We start from the raw sequence: 19,079 nt of genomic DNA, 5'->3' as shown, positions 1-19,079 counted from the left end.
ATTAGCTCTCCTTTCTAACCATCCAAATAAATAATGGAACTCCTACTAAAGACGTAAATAATCCAATTGGCGTCTCGTACGGTTGATTAACAAGTCGCGCTAAAACATCTGCCCAAATGACGAGCATTGCCCCACCTAAAAAAGAAACCGGCATAATCACTCGATAATCAGTTCCTAAAAGTTTTCTAATAATATGTGGCACAATTAACCCAACGAATGCGATGTTTCCCGCTACTGCCACACATACTGCACACATCGGAATAATTAAAAGTAATGTGATCATACGAATTTTAACAGGATTTTCACCTAGTCCAATACAGACATCTTCCCCTAAATTAACGATGTTAATTTTCGGTGCTAAAAACAGGGCGATTATCGTAGTCATTCCTCCAACAATAAGCAGTAGCATGACACTGTTCCATGTCACAGCTCGAAAGCCCCCAGTTATCCAAAATGCTAAACTTTGTGATTTATTTGTAAGCAGAGCAATAACAGTTGCCATTGAAATGAAAAAAGTACTAAGAGCAGTTCCCGCTAATAACAAGCGTGACATATTCATGTTTCGAGCACTTTTCATACTAAAAGCTAAGACGAGTAATCCACTGATAATCGCTCCAACAAAAGCAGCCAGTGTGTTTCCAAGTAATCCGTATAAAGAGGAACTCATGCCAAGAAGCGCGATTGCAAATGTCGCGCCTTGAGTAATTCCCATTAGAGATGGTTCGGCAACAGGATTTCTTGTGACCCCTTGCATCATAGCACCCGTAATACCAAGAAGACCGCCTACAAAGGCGGTACTAATGGCTCTCGGTATTCGAACATCTCTAACTAATTGCATATCTAACACGTCTTCATAGTGGAAGATACTATCCCATACAGTTTGCAAAGGAATACTCTTTGCTCCTGCACAGATTGCAACAATTAGCCCGATTATTGCAACTATGCTACATCCTAAAACGAGAATAAATGTTTTTTTATTCATGCATACTCGCTAATAAAGATTGTACTTCTTCAACAAATACTAAGCGTCCAATTGGGCTATAACCTTGGTTAAAGTATGGACTCGCTGGTAATGTTACAACATTTCCATTTTTCACTGCTTCTGTGTTATTCCAGATGCTACTTGCTGTTAATGTCGCTAAATCTTCATCTGTTCCAACAGCAAAGATATAATCTGAGTTAATTTCTGCTAATCCTTCTAATGTGACAACTGGTAAGCTAATATTTTCTTGTTTAGGCATTCCTTCAGGTTTTGCTAATCCCATATCATTATATAAAATTGATCCTAAACCAGCTTGATCAAAGATAAATAAGCTTCCACCGCTTGCTAAGAATGATAAGTATGAGCTATCTTCACCATATGTTGCTTTAATTTGTGCTCCAACTTCTGCTGCTTTTGCTAAATAGTCATTAATCCATTCTGTTGCAACTTCTTCTTTTCCAAATACTTTCGCAACATGCATGAAATCTTCTTTCCAATCTACTTGTTTCATCTCAACCATAACAACTGGTGCAATTTTAGATAATTGATCATACATTTTCTCTTGTACTGTTGAAATGACAATTAAATCTGGATTTAAAGCAATAATAGCCTCAACATCCATTTCAGCTAACATACTATAACCTAAAATCTGTGCATTTCCTAATACATCTTCTAAGTAAGTTGGGAATTTTGTATAGTCATATCCATCACTATTTGCTGTTCCGATTACATCATATCCAATTAAAGCTAAGATATCACTTGCACCACTTAAATCAACGATACGCTGTGGATTTGCTGGAATTTCAACTTCTCCTTTAACATCTGTTACAACTGTTGTTTCAACTGTTTGATTTGTATTTTCTTCAACTGTTTTATCAGAACTTGAACATCCTACTAAACCAAACATTAAAGCGAATGTACTCATTATTAATAAAAGACTTTTCTTCATTTTATGATTCTCCTTTGTTATTTCTTCATAATGTCATTTAGTTAGCACTAGCTAACTGATAATTGGATTATACGAAACAAGTTTAGTTGAGACAAGTATTTCATCTTTTTTAATTATTTTATCATCTCATTTAATCATTAAATTGAATATATATTATATTATGGACTACTACAAACCAATTATTTACCTAAAAAGAAAAAGAGTGAAGTCACTCTTTTCATGACGTCACTCTTTTTCACTATGCTTCCCATTTATGATTTTTTATCCGTTCGTATTCTTCAAGCGTAATGGGTAAAATGGTTCCATGTTTGAATCCGTAAGGGAAGCTAAAACTTGCATCTGAACGTTCAAACTTCCCTTCTGAAATATCATCAGAAACAAATGGCACATATCCTTGGCCTGCCCCACGGACACCATAATAATCTAAGAACAAGCACCATTTTCCATCCTCTAAACAAACTGCTGTTGGCGCTTCATAGACATGTGTTGCGAGATCTGCCATACATTCATCAAACTTTTCAATGCGTGTGTAAGGTCCTGTCACTTGATTGGCTTTGAGCAGCATATTTTTAGCAGGATTCTCTTCACTTTTAACGAACATGTAGTATATCCCATTTTCTTCGTAAATCGCTGAATCAATGACACCACTATCCGATTTACGATAAAGAACTTCTGGTTTGGTAAAGTGTTCAAAATCTTTTGTACGACTGTAGTAAATACCTTTTTCTCCATTTGGATAATCATGGTGAGGTGATGACCAATGAAGAACGTAGTCTTCATTTTCTTTATCAAAAATAAGATCTGGTGCCCACATACATCCAAACTTATCATCCCCGATTTTAACAAGGCGTTGTTCTGACCAGTTTACTAAATCATCTGATTCCCAAACTGAGAAATATTTGCTTCCATTAACCGAAATTTCATACCATGAGTTATGATATTGATTACGCATTCCATAAGCTAGACTTAAGTCAGTAGCAAAAATATAAAATTTTTGGCGATCGTGACAACGAACAATCGTGAAATCACGAACTCCTTTATCTCCATAATAGGCCCATGCAATTGGACGCCCTTGATTGACTGCTTCCCAGTGAAATCCGTCTTTACTTAAACCAAAATGGACTTGTTCACCATCTGGTGTCGATTTTTCTCTAAAATGAACAAATAAATAAGCCTGCATCAAAAATCCCCGCTCTTTTAATACATGATTCATACATTTTTTAACATATCCCCTGTCCCATTTCGCACAATTCAAATACAACTTCATCTTACCATCATTTCATTTTTTTTAAAACCCCTTTCTTATAAAATAAATTAATGAAAATTTCCCATCCTAATATTATTCATTTTTTATCATACGGAGAGTTTTTATAATGAAAGAAATTATTACCGTCCCCATCCAGCTAGAGAGTTATGATGCGATTTTCAACGAAATTGATTGTCGACCTTTAAACATCCGAACAGTCAATGAAAATATTGACGCATTGTTAAAAGAGGCTCTTTTTAACAGAGATTTAAAACAGATTCCCGAGTTAAATCTGCATATCTTTTTACCTCATTCTATCAAGGATTGTGCAAAAGAAAATTTATCTGTAGAAGGAATTCAAAACTACTATCAATCTTTTTCAAATTATGAAAATCAAATTCGTCGACTATCAATTTTACGATTAATTTATTATGTATTGACTGCTTTAATTTTCTTTATTGTAAATTACTATCTTCAGATTTATTATCCCGAAACCTTTCTTAATACTCTCATTGACACATCTGCTAGTGTGATTTTATGGCAAGCAAGTACCATGATTTTTATTGATAGTAAAGATTTCAAACTTAATAAGAAATTAAATGAGCTCTTAAGTCATGTCTCTGTAACATATACTTATAAAGATTAATAATCGTTCACATCCTTTGAATAGTATGATTATTTCAGCCATCTTCTCATCTATATAGAAACAGAAATGTATGTCATTATTATAAATGAGTCTCAGTACCGGAGTCTTTTTGATACTTAGGTTTAACTATAGCCCAGACAAGTTTTCCAAGTGTGAAAAACTTGTCTGGACTTATATATCTTTACACCATCACTGCATCAAAATAGCTACACTTATCCCTTGGCACTTTTAAGTCGTCAATATAAAAAAGTATGATCTCACTTTACGATAAGACCATACTTTTTTTATTACTCTTTTACTTCTTCAATTAATTTACGAATTGTTTCTTCTCCAACTCGCCCTGGAATATAACCAAGGACCGTTCCATCAGGTTTAATAACAAAATTTGTCGGAATAGCCTGAATTCCATAGTATGACGCAATCATTCCTCCATCGTCCATTAAAACTGGGAGTGTATATCCATTTTGTTCAATAAATGATTTAATATATTCTTCATCACCTTCTCGTCCAACATTAGGAGAGGCAATCGTTAAAATAGCAACGTCATCTTCATTAAATCCATATTCTTCGTATAATTGATTTAGAATCGGAAGTTCTGCCACACAATTTTTACACCATGTTGTCCAGAAAGTTAAATACACAATTTTTCCCTTGTAATCACTCAACTGATGTATTTTTCCAAACTGATCTTTTAGCTCAAAATCAATGGCTTTGATTCCTTCTTCAGCTGAGGTTTCTTCTGAAATGTTGGTTTGATTTTCAATCGATTCAGCGTTTAAAACATTCATGCTTCCCCAAATCATGACTGCTCCTGAAATAATCAACACCGCTCCTCCTACGAGCTTAATCTTGTCCATGTTACATTTAATCCAAGTTAAGAAATGTAACAATCGATTATAAAATAGTGCGACAATCATAAACGGAATGATAAATCCCATTGTATAAACCACAATGAGAACGAAACTTTGGGTAATTGACATCATTAAAACCGACGCAAGCATTGGTCCGATGCAAGGTGTCCAGCCAAAACTAAACGTAAATCCGAGCAGATAGGCGCTCAATATGTTCATACGTTTTGTTTGAATGTGCATTCTTTTTTCTTGATTTAAAAATGGAATTTTTAGCACTCCCATATAAAAGAGTCCCATGATAACGATGATAATTCCCCCCACGAGAGTTATCGTGTTTTGATATTTTGCTAAAAGTGAACTTAGCGATTGAAAAGAAAGTCCTAGTAAGATGAATGTTGTCGAAATGCCTAGTACAAAGGCGATTGTATTTTTAAACAATCCACTTTTATGAAATAATTTTTCTTCACTATCACTTGTTGATAATATTCCTAAGTAAATCGGTAAGAGAGGAATGATGCAAGGTGAAAAGAATGATAAAATTCCCTCAATTAAGACGATAATAATTCCCAAAACTTCCATTCAGTTTTTCCTCCTAATTTGGCTTATATATAGAAATACTCTACCAAATATTGTTTATTAAAACAATAAAGAATCATAACAAAAAAAACTTCTCAAAAAGTGAGAAGTTTTTTAATACTTATTTCTACCTATTAAACATGAGTCTCGATTGCCAAATTTTTTTGGTACGAATATATCCTATCTTCAGGAGGCATATCATCGCCATCCTCACTTACTAGAGAAAATAAAAGTTTTCCAAATGTAAAAAACTTATCTGGACTTATATAATTTATGAGAAAAAGAGAATAATTAAAGATCCCCAAATCGTTAATAAAATATTACCAACAGCATACGGGATTGTATATCCAAGAACAGGAGCGTTGCTCTTCGCTTTCTCACAAACAGCCCCAAGAGCTGCTGTTACTGTTAAAGCCCCAGCTGTAGCTCCTAATGTAACCGGAGCTGAAAATTTGAATACATACTTTCCTAGAAGAATACCTGAGAATGTTGGAATGAGTGTCACGATAACTCCTGCTAATAGAAAACTCATTCCTGATTCACGTAATCCCGATATAAATCCAGGACCCGCACTAATTCCTACAATAGCAACAAATACCGCTAAACCAACATTACTTAAAAACCATGCTGTTCCTTTAGGGATGTTACCAACAGTCGGTCGACGTGAATGTAAAAATCCAAAAATTAATCCCATGATTAAAGCGCCACCGCTTGTTGATAAGCTAATGCCAATCTTTCCAAGCATTAAAGTTGGAATTCCAATTAAAGAACCTAACAAAATACCTAGTGCAACGAAAATCATATCTGTTTCATCTGTTTTACGAGCAACTTTTCCAATAACAGAACTCATCGCTTCTACTTCATTTTTAGGTCCCGTTAAAGTTATCACATCATGCTTTTGTATGATGGTATGATCATCATATGCTATTTCTTCCCCAGCACGTTGAATTTTTGAAATAAAAACATGGCGCGTTAAGACATCGTTATCAATATGCTTAACGGTTTTCCCATTTAATTCTACATTCTTCAAATAAATAGCCACAGATTCTGTTTCCAATCTAGTTAACTGATAATCCATAACTTCTGTTCCAATTTCAGCAAAATAAACATTCGGTAAATCTTTTTCTTTAAATACAATCGCAATTCTATCCTCTTTTTGAATGATCTCATCAGCCGTTGGGATTAATATCTGATTTGAACGTTTAATTCGTGCAATAAAAAGACGAATCGGTTCAGTTGACAGTTGTTTTTCAACCTGCTCTACACGTTGTCCAATAAATTTTTCATCTATCTTATAAACTCGATAAATAACTTCACCTGCACATGATTTCAGTAACTCATCCTCAATTGCTACACGCGAAGCATGGTCTAGTTTATTACTTTCTTCTTCTAAGTTAACGCCAAGTATTTTAGGGCCAAAAGTTGATAATACAAAAGCAGCTCCAATCGTCCCAAATATATAAGTTACAGCGTAACCAACTGGAACAAAGTTTATCATTTGAGTTTTGATTGTATCTTCAACAGGTAAATTTAAAATAGCATCTTGTGATACGCCAATAATAGCCGACTGAGTTAATGCCCCTGCCGCGAGCCCTGAAGCTTGTCCTGCATGATATGAAAATAATTTTGCGACAACAATCGTAGAAATCAATCCAATCACACAAACAAGAAACGTAAAAATAACTTGTGATAGTCCTTCTTTCTTAAGCCCTTTAAAAAATTGTGGTCCTGCATTATAACCAAGCGTAAATAAAAAGAAAAGAAAGAATACCGATTTAATCGTTGGATCAATCACAATATTCAACTGACCTACCACAACACCTGTTATTAGAACTCCCGTAACTGCTCCAACTTTAAATGTGCCAATTTGAATTTTTCCAACTGCATACCCAATAGCTAATGTTAAGAACAAAGCTAGTTCAGGACGAGATTTTAAAATATCAATTAACCACAACATGCTAACCACCTCTAACTACCATTTTATAAAAAATTGGACAGTGCCAAATTAAACCTATTATCTATCATCCCTTTACTTAATTAATACAATATTTAATAGATATATCCTTCTTAATAAAGAAAAACGTATCTTCAAGTAAATATATTTATACAGTATCTCGACAAATAATAACATTTTCCGCACTTGCCAACATTGATTATAACATTATGGTATTTAAAGTCAAACAATGAAAATTCTTGAACTTAATTTTAAATTTTTATATTTTATCATATAAAAAGCACTTATCCAAATCTATAAATTTTCTAGATCCTGACAAGTGCATTCTTTTTTAATCATTTAAGAAAATATCTAATGCTGGATTAGCATTCCCGCTTTCATCAAATAAAGCTTGATTTGCCCACGAGTTTCCTAGCTCACCTTCATCATTAGCATATTTAGCCCCCGCCTCTTTAGCCCAGGCAACATGAGGAATTGGCAACCATGATGGTTCCCAGTAAATAAGACCAACCCCACGATTATCTCTGACACTTTTAATGATATTAAGTAAGGCTTCTAAGTATTCCTTTTGTCCTTCTTTGGTTGGTTCATAAGGAACATTTTTGGCAAGCTCTTCATCAACAATCATCCCATTACATCCAAGTGAGTCCGTTGTATAACAAAAAGCTGTTTCTGCAATGACAATATCTTTATCAAATCTTTGGCTAATATCGTTCATATTAGCTAACAATACTTCAAGACTGCCATTCCAATAAGGATAATACGACATGCCAATTAAATCGAAGTCGAGTTCATACTTTTTAACACTGCTAAACCATTCTCGATATAGTCTATTATCCGTTCCATAATCTAAATGAAGCATAATTTTGATTGTTGAATCGAATTCTCTAACGGCCGAAATTCCTGCTTGAAGTAGGGATGTCATTCCTTCTAAATTAGAAATATGCCCGTCTCCCCATAAAAATCCGTACGTAATTTCATTTCCAACTTGCACACATGTCGGTTGAATACCATTTTGTTTTAATGTTTTAAGTGTCTCTAACGTATAATCATGCACGGCGTTTTCTAAATCTCGGCCAGTCAAATCAGTCCACGCTTTAGGTTTCACTTGTTTTTTAGGATCTGCCCAAAAATCACTATAGTGAAAATCTAAAATAAAATCTAATCCACTTTCAGTTAAACGTTTAGCTAGATTGATTGTTGTTTCTAAGTCATTCGTTCCCCCACCATAAGGTGCCCCTGTTTCATCATAAGGATAATTCCAAAGTCTCAATCGAATAGAGTTAATTCCTTTTTGCTTAAATAAGTCAAAGATATCCATTTCTTGTCCGTCTAAATAGTATTTTGCTCCCTCTGATTCAAGTTCTTGAAGCATTGAAACATCCATTCCTTTTATAAAATTCATTATTATTCCCCCTTTTTGTTTCCATCTTAGTAGATTAAAATCACTATAACACCGCTTACAATTTATGTCAATACTAAAAAAAAACACCTATCTCTTACGAGATAAGTGTTTTTAAGAGTAAAAATTACTCAGCAGCAGCTTCAACAGCTACTTCTTCAGTTACTACTTCTTCAGCAGCACCTTGGTTAGCTTCGATGATTCCGTCAACCATTTTACCAACGATTAAACGTACAGCGCGGATTGCATCATCGTTTGCAGGAATTACGTAATCAACATCATCTGGATCACAGTTAGTATCTACGATACCGAATACAGGGATGTTTAATTTACGTGCTTCAGCGATTGCGATGCGCTCGCTACGTGGGTCAACTACGAACATTGCAGCTGGTAATTCTTTCATTTCGCGGATTCCGCCTAAGAATTTATTTAAACGTTCCATTTCTTTACGTAAGTTGATTACCTCTTTTTTAGGTAATACTTCGAAAGTACCGTCTTGTTCCATAGCTTCTAATTGCTCTAAACGTGCAATACGAGATTGGATAGTTTTGAAGTTAGTTAAAGTTCCACCTAACCAACGTTGGTTAACCCAGTATTGTCCACCACGGATAGCTTCTTCTTTGATAGCTTCTTGAGCTTGTTTTTTAGTCCCAACGAATACTACTTTTCCACCATCTTTAGTTACTTCTTGCATTGCTGCATAAGCTTCATCGATTTTTTTAGATGATTTTTGTAAGTCGATGATGTAGATTCCGTTACGGCTTGTGAAGATGTATTGTTTCATTTTTGGGTTCCAACGACGAGTTTGGTGTCCGAAGTGTACCCCAGCTTCTAATAATTGTTTCATTGAAATAATTGCCATAATTATTTCCTCCTAATTATAATTTTGTTTTACTACCACATACTTCATTGTAAATGACCACTATCTACATAGCACTTGACCACTTACTCCATATGTGTGATGAATATTTTCAACTTAAATATTCTACCATGATATTTAAAAAATTTCATGTAAAATTTTTAAATTTAATTAAATTTTGTACCATACTTGGATATTTTATACGAAATTAGGATAAAAAACAAAAAACTGTAAGTCATTTGAACAAGTATTCAAACAACTTACAGCTAGATTGACTTAAGGTTACGCTATTTAACCCCATTAATGATATCGGCCATTAATCGATTATAGTTTTCTCTTTGAGTATGTTTATTACCAGGTAGTATTCTGTCTTCTATTACAAGATCGTCTAATGTTTTTGCATCTAGTTCGTGCATTTCATAATAACTATCCTCATCATAAAGATTCATTAATGTTTTTCCGATTTCAAAAAGAGGTTCATAATGTGGTCCGTTAGAAAATCCACGGAATCGTGATTTGGGAACATAGCTATCTGTAAAAAACACTGATTTTGCTAACCAGCCTTTTTTACCATATCCTCGTCTTGTCGACATCGTCAAAGCATGGTTTAAATAATCTGTAAACTCAGTAAACGGTCCAGTTTCAAGTTTAATTCCGACAATCGGATACCAAAGTCCTTTAATCTTACCATTATTCGTTCCTGATGAGCGATAAAAAGCCAACGTTACTCGCTCTATTCCATAACTGTATTTCACATCAACATCAATTAAACCAATTACCCTAAATGGCTCTAGATTATAAATATTCGCTCTAAAACTTTTAAGATGAATTTTTTGTATCTCAACCTCACTAATCACATTAATCCCCTCCTCTTCCTTTTTTTTTCGTTGATGAATCTGTTTTACTTTATTTAAATCCTGTCTAATCTCATCGATACTATGATACTTTGCCTTATCTTTTGAAATACCTAATAGTTTTTTAAGAAACTTTTCTTCTTCATCATATAAATCAAGCTCGTCATACCATGGTCTTTCCAATGTTTCAAGTCCATTATATGTCGTGTAGTAAAGATGAAGAAGGAAATCAGCTAGATACCAGTAATCAACGGCTTTAACATAGCGCTGATTATCTACATATCTTGCAAGCCCAAAATCAATAAGCGCTAACTCTTTATTGTCTTTGACAATAACATTAGGTAACCTAATATCGCGATGCACAATATTTTGTTCATGAAGTGGTTGCAAAATATCAAGTAATTGATCCGCAATATGATAGATTTCATCTTTGGTAAAAACTTCTTCATTTCGTCTTATGAGTTGATCAAATGTTTTTCCTTCAATATATTCAAGAATATATCCTTCAGTTGACCCCTCTTTAAATTTTCCAATAAATTTCGGAATAGCTGGATGATCTAAACTTTTTAATATCTTTTCTTCATAAAACAGTTTTTTTCTCGTTTCCTTAAGCATATCTTTTTTTAATTGTTTAATTACAACTTTTTGAGATTGCTCATTTGTTGCCAAATAAGCAATCCCATATCGACCTTCACCTAGTCTTTTTGTCACTTTATATCCGTTAATAGACTGATTTTTTTTAAAATGTTTATCCATAATCTCACGGCGTCAGATTTAACAATTAAAATCTAGACCAACTTTGTGACTGACTACGTGAGCTATTTGAACGGCTTCTTGAATTTTGAGAACGGTTTGATTGTGAGCTTTGTGAGCGACTAAATCTAGACCAACTTTGTGAACCACTGCTCATTGAACTTAGAGAGTGGCCTGATTGAAAACTTTGAGAACGACTGCTCATTGAGCTTTGAGAGCGGCTTGATTGTGAACTTTGAGAACGACTAAATCTTGAACTTTGTGAATGGCTTGATTGTGAGCTTTGTGAACGGCTTGATCTTGAGCTTTGTGAACGGCTTGATCTTGAGCTTTGTGAACGGCTTGATCCTGATGTAGTACTAGTGCGTCGCCCACTTCTATAATATCCGTTTCCTCTGTGTGCATTTGCTTGATAATAATTCATAAAGACACTCCTTTTTTGTACTAAGATGCCGACGCGATAACTTCAATTATCTTGCCGACAATACATCTTATGAATTAAAAATCTTTTAGTATAGGTAGGTGACCTCTTTAGAAGAAAATGGACTTTAAATAGAAAAATCATTGAAAAGAATTCTAACACCACTAAAGTATAATTTTTTTGACGATGAAAAACTTCTATGGACTTATGCATATACTAAGAGTTACAATTTAAACTTGGAGGTTATATAATGAAAGAATTTGTATGTGAAGTCTGTGGGTATATCCACAAAGGAATCAAAGCCCCTGATAAATGTCCTGATTGTGATTCGGGTACTAATTTATTTACGATGATTGATAAAAATCCTGAAGCTACTAAACGAAAAAAGCAAAGAGAGAAAGAGTTGGCTCAATTAAAAGCTCAGTCTAAAAATAAGGCTAAATCTAAGGGCACATCTAAATTTAAATCAAAATCTAATGTTACATCTAATTTTAAAGCTAAAAAGCGATGAGTTTCTTCTCTCATCGCTTTTTTAATTGTTCATATTCTTTTAACCCTGCTTCTGTTAAGTAAGGTTTTAATAAGATGAGATGCTGATTGATATAGGCATCTTCTATTTCTTCTGTTAATTCTTTAATATCTAAAATCCACCCAATGTGACTTAATAAAATGAATTGAATGACAACTTCTATACTTTCATCATCCACGTTAAGTAGACCATTTTCTCGAAGTTTTTTCATTCCATCTATCACGTTTTGTTTTACATCAATAGAACGACGTCCCTGTTCTTCAATAAATTCAGGAAGTTCATCTCCAATTGTTCGATCATTAAAGTAATATTTCTCATTAAACAGAGTACGAATCATATGACGAAGTAAGTTCATTAAATCGGATAATGTTTCGACTGCATGTTCCTCATTTAATGTTTCATAAACTTCCTGGTGGATGGCCTGAATAATATCTTGCTTCTTTTTATAGTGATACGTTAGATTTCCAACGCTAATTCCTAGTTCATTTGAGATGTCACGCATTTTAACTTGATGATATCCTTTCTCGTTAAATAATGCTCTTGCTGTGATAAGTATCTGACGCTTTTTATCCATATCCCATCTCTCCTTTTGTTAATGCTAATGTTAACAAAATTTGATTTTGTTTTCAATGGAAATGACGTGAAATACAATGAGCTATTTTAGATAATTTATTGCACAAAATTACATGACTTTTAAAACATTAAAGTTTATCAAGCAGTCTAAGTAATCATAGGCATTAAAAAACTAGTGACTGAAGCCACTAGCTATCTATATCATTTTTTAAGGGGGTAAATCATGACATACTTTTAAATTAATCTAATAATGCAACCGGTGTGCTTTCCACTGCTAATACATTGAATGTAATGTTGTATTGAGATGCTTGGTGAGCAGCTCCAGTGTAAGCATAGTTGAATAATCCATTATTGAAGTTTTCTTCTGTGTATTCTAATACTTCAACTGCTACTGTTTCTAAATGTAAGATGTAATATAAACCATTGTGAACGATAATTGATCCACGTTTTCCAATTTCAGCTAAGTTACGAGCATTTTGTCCATCAGTTAATTGGACCACAACTTGATCAACTCCATCTTCATGTTGTTGATATTGCCAAGCTGCGATTGTTGAGAATCCAACTGTTCCCGTAGGATTAACTGATAAAATTTGAACATGAGCTGCTGATTCAGGAGCTATATACCCCTCCTCTTGGGTCGTTGCTAATGATGCTAAGTCTGATGATACAGCCACTAAGCCAGTCGTTGCTTCTGTTAAAGCATCTCCAGTTAATGTTGTTTTTGTTGTTGATGCTGATGTATATCCATCAACGATTTCTTTATTTCCTTCAGAAGCTGCTGTTTCTGCTTCAACTTCAGGAGTCTCAGTTGTTTCAGATACTTCAGGTGTAGATGTTTCTTCAGGTTGAGCTGTTTCATTAGAACACGCACCTAATGATAACGTTAACCCGAATACAGCTAATAAACTAGCTAACTTTTTCATACTTCTTCTCCTCCAAAAACTCTCCTAAATATTGAAATGAATTCCAATATTTGAATCAAAAATATATTTTTCACAAATCATCTTTGCCATAATAGATTAACACTCAAAATTTAACAAGTCAACAAAAATTAGTACATTTGTACTAATTTTTGTTTTATAATTTTATATAAAATAAATATTAGCCAATGAATACATATAAAAAGTGCACTTTCCTGAAGTGCACTTTTTATATGTATTCATTTTATTTATATCAACTTTTAATTTAATATTAATTCCAAACAGTTTAGTTTTATAATGTGTTATACTAAATTATCTAATTAACCTTATAATTCTACTGCAGGGCTGATTTATTCTATAATAGTTTTTTCAATTCAGTTAGGTACTTTCCATTTTCAGATGATGTACTATGTATATATAATTTTTCAGAAGCTCTTGTCATCCCTACGTATAAAATCTTTCTTTTAATCTGATCACTTGCATCATTACTTACATATATTTTATCAATTTCTGTTAAAAAAACGACTTTAGCCTCTAAGCCTTTTGATGAATGATAGGTTGTTAAAATAATATTCTTTGTCTCATCTGTTAAATCTTTTATGTATTCCATTTCATACTTGATTGAACTCGAACTTTTTTGTTTTACACTGTCACAACAGTTTTTACTTGGACAAAGAATTAAAAAATCTTCGTTTTTATATCCTTGTTTTTTTAATTCAATTATTTTATCTCCAATCATTGCAAAATTACCTGTTAAAAATTCAACACTTCCATTATTAACAGCGTCTAACTCCTGATTATTTAATTCATCTACATAAAATTTATCAACATCTTTTTTTAAAATTTTATCATTTCGCAAAAAGTTAAGTGCTAGATTCAAATGTTGTTTGGCACTTCGATAAGATGTCTTTAAAAATTTAGAGCGGCCTTGCATATTAATACCGATGCTTTTCCAACTAATTTCATTGCGATTATAAATACTCTGTAAACGATCACCCGCTAAAAATATATTTTTAAATATCTTATCAGATGTATCATTCGTATATTCTTTACATAATTTTAAACAAAGAGAAATCCAATTCATATAAAAATCTTGATATTCATCAATCAAAATTGCATCATAAATCGGATACGCTTTTTCACTCGCTAACTTTACCGATTCATCATTAAACCAAACATCATTATCCATATTTTCAGGTTTTCTCATTCTCCCTAATAATCGGCTAACTTCTGAGTGAAAATTTCTTATTTCTATATTTTCAAGATTTATATCATTTATCGCATCTTGTTTTAAATTTTCGGCTATTCTCTCCAACTGACTATTTAGTTTATGACTAAGAGATTTATTATACGTTAAAATCAAAATACGCCAATCTGGGTTCTCCTTAATCAAATAAACTGCTCTTGATAATAGAATTACAGTTTTTCCACTTCCGGGAATTCCTGTTACCATATAATGCCCGAGGGGAATTCTTTTAGCAAACTCTTCTTGGTCAAAATCTAATGCCTTTATCTCTCGACTAATAATGGATTGATCCAAGGTAATTATTTCGATTTCTGGATATAATGAAACCCTTATTGAATTTAAATCTGTTAGCAAGAGAGGAGTTTCTAATGCCTCTTTGTCAAACAATTGAGAGACTCTTAAGTTGGCTAAGTTATTCTTAAATATATAGCCTACCTGAGAAGTAAATAATAAGGTTAAGTTTTCATTATATTGGGAGGTTTGATTCAAGTTAGTGTATATAATTCTAAGACTTATATCTTCTTCATCTATAGGATCTACATCTCTTGTAAATAAAGCACTACTAAGAAGATTTTTATACCCTTTAATTTGTTTAATAGGATTTTCACATTCTCGATCAACAAGTTTGACTTTAACTTTATTCACATCAACTATATAATCTTCTGACCAGTCTTTCACTTCGATGATTGACACACCTCTTTTTTCATCCATAATAATAAAATCTGGTCGTTTATTTCCAATCATGGCTTGAACATATATGAATACATTATAAGTAACGTCCTTATATATTTTTCTTAAAGTCTCTAAAACAATACTTTCTCCTTTTGTCAATTCGATACCTTTATTACATAATATATTTACCCCACTATAATCCCTCCCTATAAATCCATACACTTTATTTATATGTTTGAATTTTAGAGGCTATTCTTGTTCTTCTGTTATCAATTTAACATTCTCATAGCAATAAATTATGTTATAATTACTAAAAAACTAAAGGTGATTTAAGATGAAAAAGACAGTACGTGTAGTAGGCGCAATTATTTTAAGTGAAGCAGATGAAGTATTGTGCGCGCTTCGTTCTCCTGAGATGAGTCTTCCAAACTATTGGGAGTTTCCAGGTGGAAAAATTGAAGTAGGAGAAAGCATTCAAGAAGCAGTTATTCGAGAAATTAAAGAAGAATTAAATTGTGAGATTGAAGCTTTCGATATCTTTAATGATTATACACATGAATATGAACATATTTTTGTAAATCTCATAACTGTTATGTGTAAATTGGTTAATGGAATTCCAACTGCGAGTGAGCATGCAGAGTTAAAATGGATTCCAAAGCAGGATTTAAAATCTCTCCACTGGGCTCCTGCTGATATCCCAGCAGTTGAGCTTCTGAGTAAATAAGTAAAAGAGTCTAAACACGATTGTGATTAGACTCTTTTGTTTTATGCTTTATGATTAAATTCTAAATATAAAAACTGAGGTACTTTATGTTCTAATTCCATATGAATCGTAATCGGCTTATTACCTTCAGCTGAAATTGTATTTCCTTTTCCAATATAAATGTATGGCTGTACAACTCCATCAATTGATTTAAATTTACGAATGAATAAATGAAGATTCACACCATAATCCTTATTTTTCGTAATTTTCTGACCACGTTCTGAATCTTGAGATGTGGCATTTGGAGTTTGCCATTGGAAGATTTCACGTGAAATAAATTTATCTTGATAGTTAATACTTTCTTTAATATCTTCTTCCTTATGCAAATCAACAAATAAGAAAAATTCATTTTCAAAGGTTAATAATCCTTGTCCTCTAAAAGCACTATGCTTTTTATCATATGTTGCCAACTTAGCTACTTCTTTCATCGTATAGGACTCATACAACTTAAAGTACGGAATACCGTAATCTGTATCGCTAAACTCTTCTTCATAACGAATTAACCCATAATTTAAGACATCTGCTAAATATGGCTTAAAGTGTGGAGCTTGCCGTAACTGGTTAAAAATAGGAGTAATGATAAAAGTATCTCCAATGTATTCTCCTAATTTCAAATATTGATTCACTTCAGTTGAATCATAGTATGTTTGACTCAAACACTCTAGAGCATGTTTCACATTGGCTTCATTCACTGATTCAACATATTTTAAAATTTCATGTTCGGCTACTTCTAAGTCAATATGTGTTTCTTGAAGATGAGTTAAAAAATATTTTAATATAATGAATTCAAATGGTCGTTTTAATGGAAGCTGCCCTGACCATTCTTTTAAAACTTTTATAAATTCTTCGGACTGGATTAGTGAACCTATGAATGGATCCTTGTCCACCTTCGCAATAAAGTTTAGATACGTTTTTTCTTTTTTTATAAAGGTAATTGGATCTGGTGCTCCTTCATATTTCAAGTAATCAACTAACATATACGGGGTTTGTCCACGATTCATTCGTTTAAATTCTTGATACATTTCTTTGAGGTAAGTCATTGAATTGAAGTTTTCTGTATCAAGCTGTCTTAAAATTTGTTCTTTTGAAATCGTATCTAAGATAATAAAACTTTCCCCAGGAATATCACTAAATCCGGTTGAAACAGCTACTTTTAAACTGTCTTTATCATAGAATCGGTCACCATTTAAAGCAATAGCAGTTAAGAAAGACTTACTATGATTTCCGATGAAATCAAGCACAGTTAAGAATTCTTTATTTTCTTGTTTTCTTAATCCTCGTCCTAACTGTTGAATAAAAATAATTGGAGATTGCGTTGGACGTAACATTAAAACTAAGTTAATTGCAGGAATATCAACTCCTTCATTAAAGATATCCACAGTGAATATCATCTCCAATGGATCTTCATCACTTTCTAGTTGCTTAATAACAGACTGACGTTCTTCAGGTGTATTTTTCCCAGTTAAACAAGCACTCACAATTCCCGCTTCATTAAATTTCTCAGTCATATACTCGGCATGTTCAACACTCACACAAAACCCAAGTGCCTTTCTAAATTCTCCATCCTGACCAAATAAATTCATCTGTTCAATAATAAAATCGACACGTTCATTTACCTTTAATCGCTTAGTAATTTCTTGAATTTGATCTAACTTGACATCACTTAAATCAATTCCCTCAATATCACGAATCCCAAAATAGTGAAATGGAATGATGAGATTTTCTTCTAACGCCTCTCTCAATCGAACCTCAAGTGCAACATGACCATCAAAACATTCAAAAATATTAAACTCATCACAACGTTCAGGGGTTGCCGTCATTCCAAGTAAAAATTTAGGTTCAAAATAATCGAGTAATCTTTGATATGTATCACCACCCACATGATGAGCTTCATCAATGATCATATAATCAAAATCATCCTTTTTATAATCCTTATAGTAGCGGGACATTGTTTGAATTGTTGAAAATAAGTAATCTGCATCTTTATCTTTTTGATTGCCTGTATACAATCCTGCCTTAATCCCTGGGATGACTTTTTCAAATGTCTCTTTTGCGCTCTGTAAGATTTCTTCCCGATGAACAATAAATAATAATCGTTTAGGTTCAAATTGTTTAGCATCAAATGCCGACATATAGGTTTTCCCAGTTCCTGTTGCCGCAATCACCAAGGCTTTCTTTTCACCACGATTTCGCAAAGACGCTAATTTCTTCATAGCAGCCTGTTGCATTTGATTAGGAATAAATTCTTCGACATCTTTCATCACATCATCTAATGACCTTGAATTCTCTTTTTCAAATAATTTATAACGTTTACAACTTTCTTTATAGGCTTGTAACGCCTCATCCGTTAATGGACCAGCTAAATTCCACAATTGTTCGTAATCTTTTAAAACCTCTTTCACAAACGGTTCTTGAATGGATTTAGTTAATTTGACATTCCATTCAATATTGTCTTTTAAAGCACTCGTCGTTAAATTTGAAGATCCGATATAAACCTCAACCACCTCTCCTTGAATAAATAGATACCCCTTCGCATGCAATCCCCCATCTAATTGCTTATCGAATAATCGGACCTCAATATTCTGAAACTCTTGAAGCTTTTCAATGGCTTTCGGTTCCGAAAAGTTTTGATAAGTTGACGTTAAAATTTTCCCTTCTACCCCTCGTTCTTCTAATTCTTTAAACTTTTGTAATAAAAGTTGAATCCCACCATATGTCATGAATGCAACTGTAAAATAAAACCCGCTACAACGATCTAAAGATTTTAATAAATCATCTAAGACATTTATACTACCTGTATTGCGAATAAAAACTGGCTCACTTTGTTTCATCCTAGTACTCCTTCTATCACCCTAATTACTAATTTCATTTTCTTAATTCTAA

At 33.1% G+C, this 19,079-nt stretch carries 15 protein-coding genes; 3 read left to right on the top strand and 12 right to left on the bottom strand.

Annotated elements, in window-relative coordinates; genetic code table 11:
- Position 1 precedes the first annotated feature (1 nt).
- From HLK68_RS07765 to HLK68_RS07755, 3 genes are all read right to left on the bottom strand, one after another.
- Positions 2-982, bottom strand: coding sequence for a FecCD family ABC transporter permease (locus tag HLK68_RS07765; protein WP_006784788.1), 981 nt, complete (start codon positions 980-982; stop codon positions 2-4).
- Positions 975-1,931: an ABC transporter substrate-binding protein gene (locus tag HLK68_RS07760; RefSeq protein ID WP_006784789.1), complete on the bottom strand. Its 957-nt coding sequence runs from the start codon at positions 1,929-1,931 to the stop codon at positions 975-977. Before HLK68_RS07760 ends, HLK68_RS07765 begins: the two co-directional genes overlap by 8 nt.
- 238 nt (positions 1,932-2,169) lie before the next feature.
- Positions 2,170-3,111, bottom strand: a complete 942-nt coding sequence (locus tag HLK68_RS07755) for a glycoside hydrolase family 43 protein (RefSeq protein WP_055164495.1) — start codon at positions 3,109-3,111, stop codon at positions 2,170-2,172.
- A gap of 193 nt (positions 3,112-3,304) precedes the next feature.
- Between HLK68_RS07755 and HLK68_RS07750 the strand changes: the two genes are divergently transcribed.
- Positions 3,305-3,823 carry a hypothetical protein gene (locus HLK68_RS07750; protein ID WP_006784792.1) on the top strand — a complete coding sequence of 173 codons (519 nt, stop codon included), beginning with the start codon at positions 3,305-3,307 and terminating at the stop codon, positions 3,821-3,823.
- A 287-nt stretch (positions 3,824-4,110) separates the two neighbouring features.
- On the opposite strand, the gene HLK68_RS07745 is transcribed toward HLK68_RS07750, so the two are convergent.
- The 5 genes from HLK68_RS07745 to HLK68_RS14570 all read right to left on the bottom strand — a co-directional run bounded on the left by HLK68_RS07745 (position 4,111) and on the right by HLK68_RS14570 (position 11,075).
- On the bottom strand, positions 4,111-5,253 hold the full coding sequence (locus HLK68_RS07745) for a redoxin domain-containing protein (protein WP_129821309.1): 1,143 nt from the start codon (positions 5,251-5,253) through the stop codon (positions 4,111-4,113).
- Positions 5,254-5,521: 268 nt separating this feature from the next.
- Positions 5,522-7,207 (bottom strand): aspartate-alanine antiporter, encoded by a 1,686-nt coding sequence (gene aspT / locus HLK68_RS07740; protein ID WP_006784794.1) that lies wholly within the window; start codon positions 7,205-7,207, stop codon positions 5,522-5,524.
- 328 nt (positions 7,208-7,535) lie between these two features.
- On the bottom strand, positions 7,536-8,609 hold the full coding sequence (locus tag HLK68_RS07735; RefSeq protein WP_006784795.1) for a glycoside hydrolase family 53 protein: 1,074 nt from the start codon (positions 8,607-8,609) through the stop codon (positions 7,536-7,538).
- A gap of 124 nt (positions 8,610-8,733) precedes the next feature.
- A complete protein-coding gene (rpsB, locus tag HLK68_RS07730; RefSeq protein ID WP_006784796.1) occupies positions 8,734-9,468 on the bottom strand; it encodes a 30S ribosomal protein S2 in 735 nt (244 codons plus the stop codon).
- Between the two features lie 284 nt (positions 9,469-9,752).
- On the bottom strand, positions 9,753-11,075 hold the full coding sequence (locus HLK68_RS14570; RefSeq protein WP_238581453.1) for a serine/threonine protein kinase: 1,323 nt from the start codon (positions 11,073-11,075) through the stop codon (positions 9,753-9,755).
- A gap of 668 nt (positions 11,076-11,743) precedes the next feature.
- Here HLK68_RS14570 and HLK68_RS07715 point away from each other — a divergent pair.
- Positions 11,744-12,004: a rubredoxin-like domain-containing protein gene (locus HLK68_RS07715; protein ID WP_006784799.1), complete on the top strand. Its 261-nt coding sequence runs from the start codon at positions 11,744-11,746 to the stop codon at positions 12,002-12,004.
- Between the two features lie 10 nt (positions 12,005-12,014).
- On the opposite strand, the gene HLK68_RS07710 is transcribed toward HLK68_RS07715, so the two are convergent.
- The 3 genes from HLK68_RS07710 to HLK68_RS07700 all read right to left on the bottom strand — a co-directional run bounded on the left by HLK68_RS07710 (position 12,015) and on the right by HLK68_RS07700 (position 15,592).
- The gene (locus HLK68_RS07710) at positions 12,015-12,596 is read right to left on the bottom strand and encodes a TetR/AcrR family transcriptional regulator (protein WP_006784800.1); all 582 of its coding nucleotides are present in this window, start codon (positions 12,594-12,596) and stop codon (positions 12,015-12,017) included.
- Between the two features lie 238 nt (positions 12,597-12,834).
- Complete coding sequence (locus tag HLK68_RS07705) at positions 12,835-13,518, bottom strand: hypothetical protein (protein ID WP_006784801.1); 684 nt, start codon at positions 13,516-13,518, stop codon at positions 12,835-12,837.
- Positions 13,519-13,870: 352 nt separating this feature from the next.
- Positions 13,871-15,592: a UvrD-helicase domain-containing protein gene (locus HLK68_RS07700; RefSeq protein WP_155222807.1), complete on the bottom strand. Its 1,722-nt coding sequence runs from the start codon at positions 15,590-15,592 to the stop codon at positions 13,871-13,873.
- A 175-nt stretch (positions 15,593-15,767) separates the two neighbouring features.
- Here HLK68_RS07700 and HLK68_RS07695 point away from each other — a divergent pair, with 175 nt between their 5' ends.
- Positions 15,768-16,157, top strand: a complete 390-nt coding sequence (locus HLK68_RS07695; protein WP_006784164.1) for a (deoxy)nucleoside triphosphate pyrophosphohydrolase — start codon at positions 15,768-15,770, stop codon at positions 16,155-16,157.
- 41 nt (positions 16,158-16,198) lie between these two features.
- Here HLK68_RS07695 and HLK68_RS07690 read toward each other — a convergent pair whose 3' ends face one another.
- Complete coding sequence (locus HLK68_RS07690; RefSeq protein ID WP_132942534.1) at positions 16,199-19,027, bottom strand: DUF3427 domain-containing protein; 2,829 nt, start codon at positions 19,025-19,027, stop codon at positions 16,199-16,201.
- Between the last annotated feature and the right edge of the window lie 52 nt (positions 19,028-19,079).

It is taken from the genome of Turicibacter sanguinis, from assembly GCF_013046825.1.
Taxonomy (GTDB): domain Bacteria; phylum Bacillota_I; class Bacilli_A; order MOL361; family Turicibacteraceae; genus Turicibacter; species Turicibacter sanguinis.
Note: the sequence above shows the minus strand (reverse complement) of the source record. Positions and strands in the feature narration are given on the sequence as shown.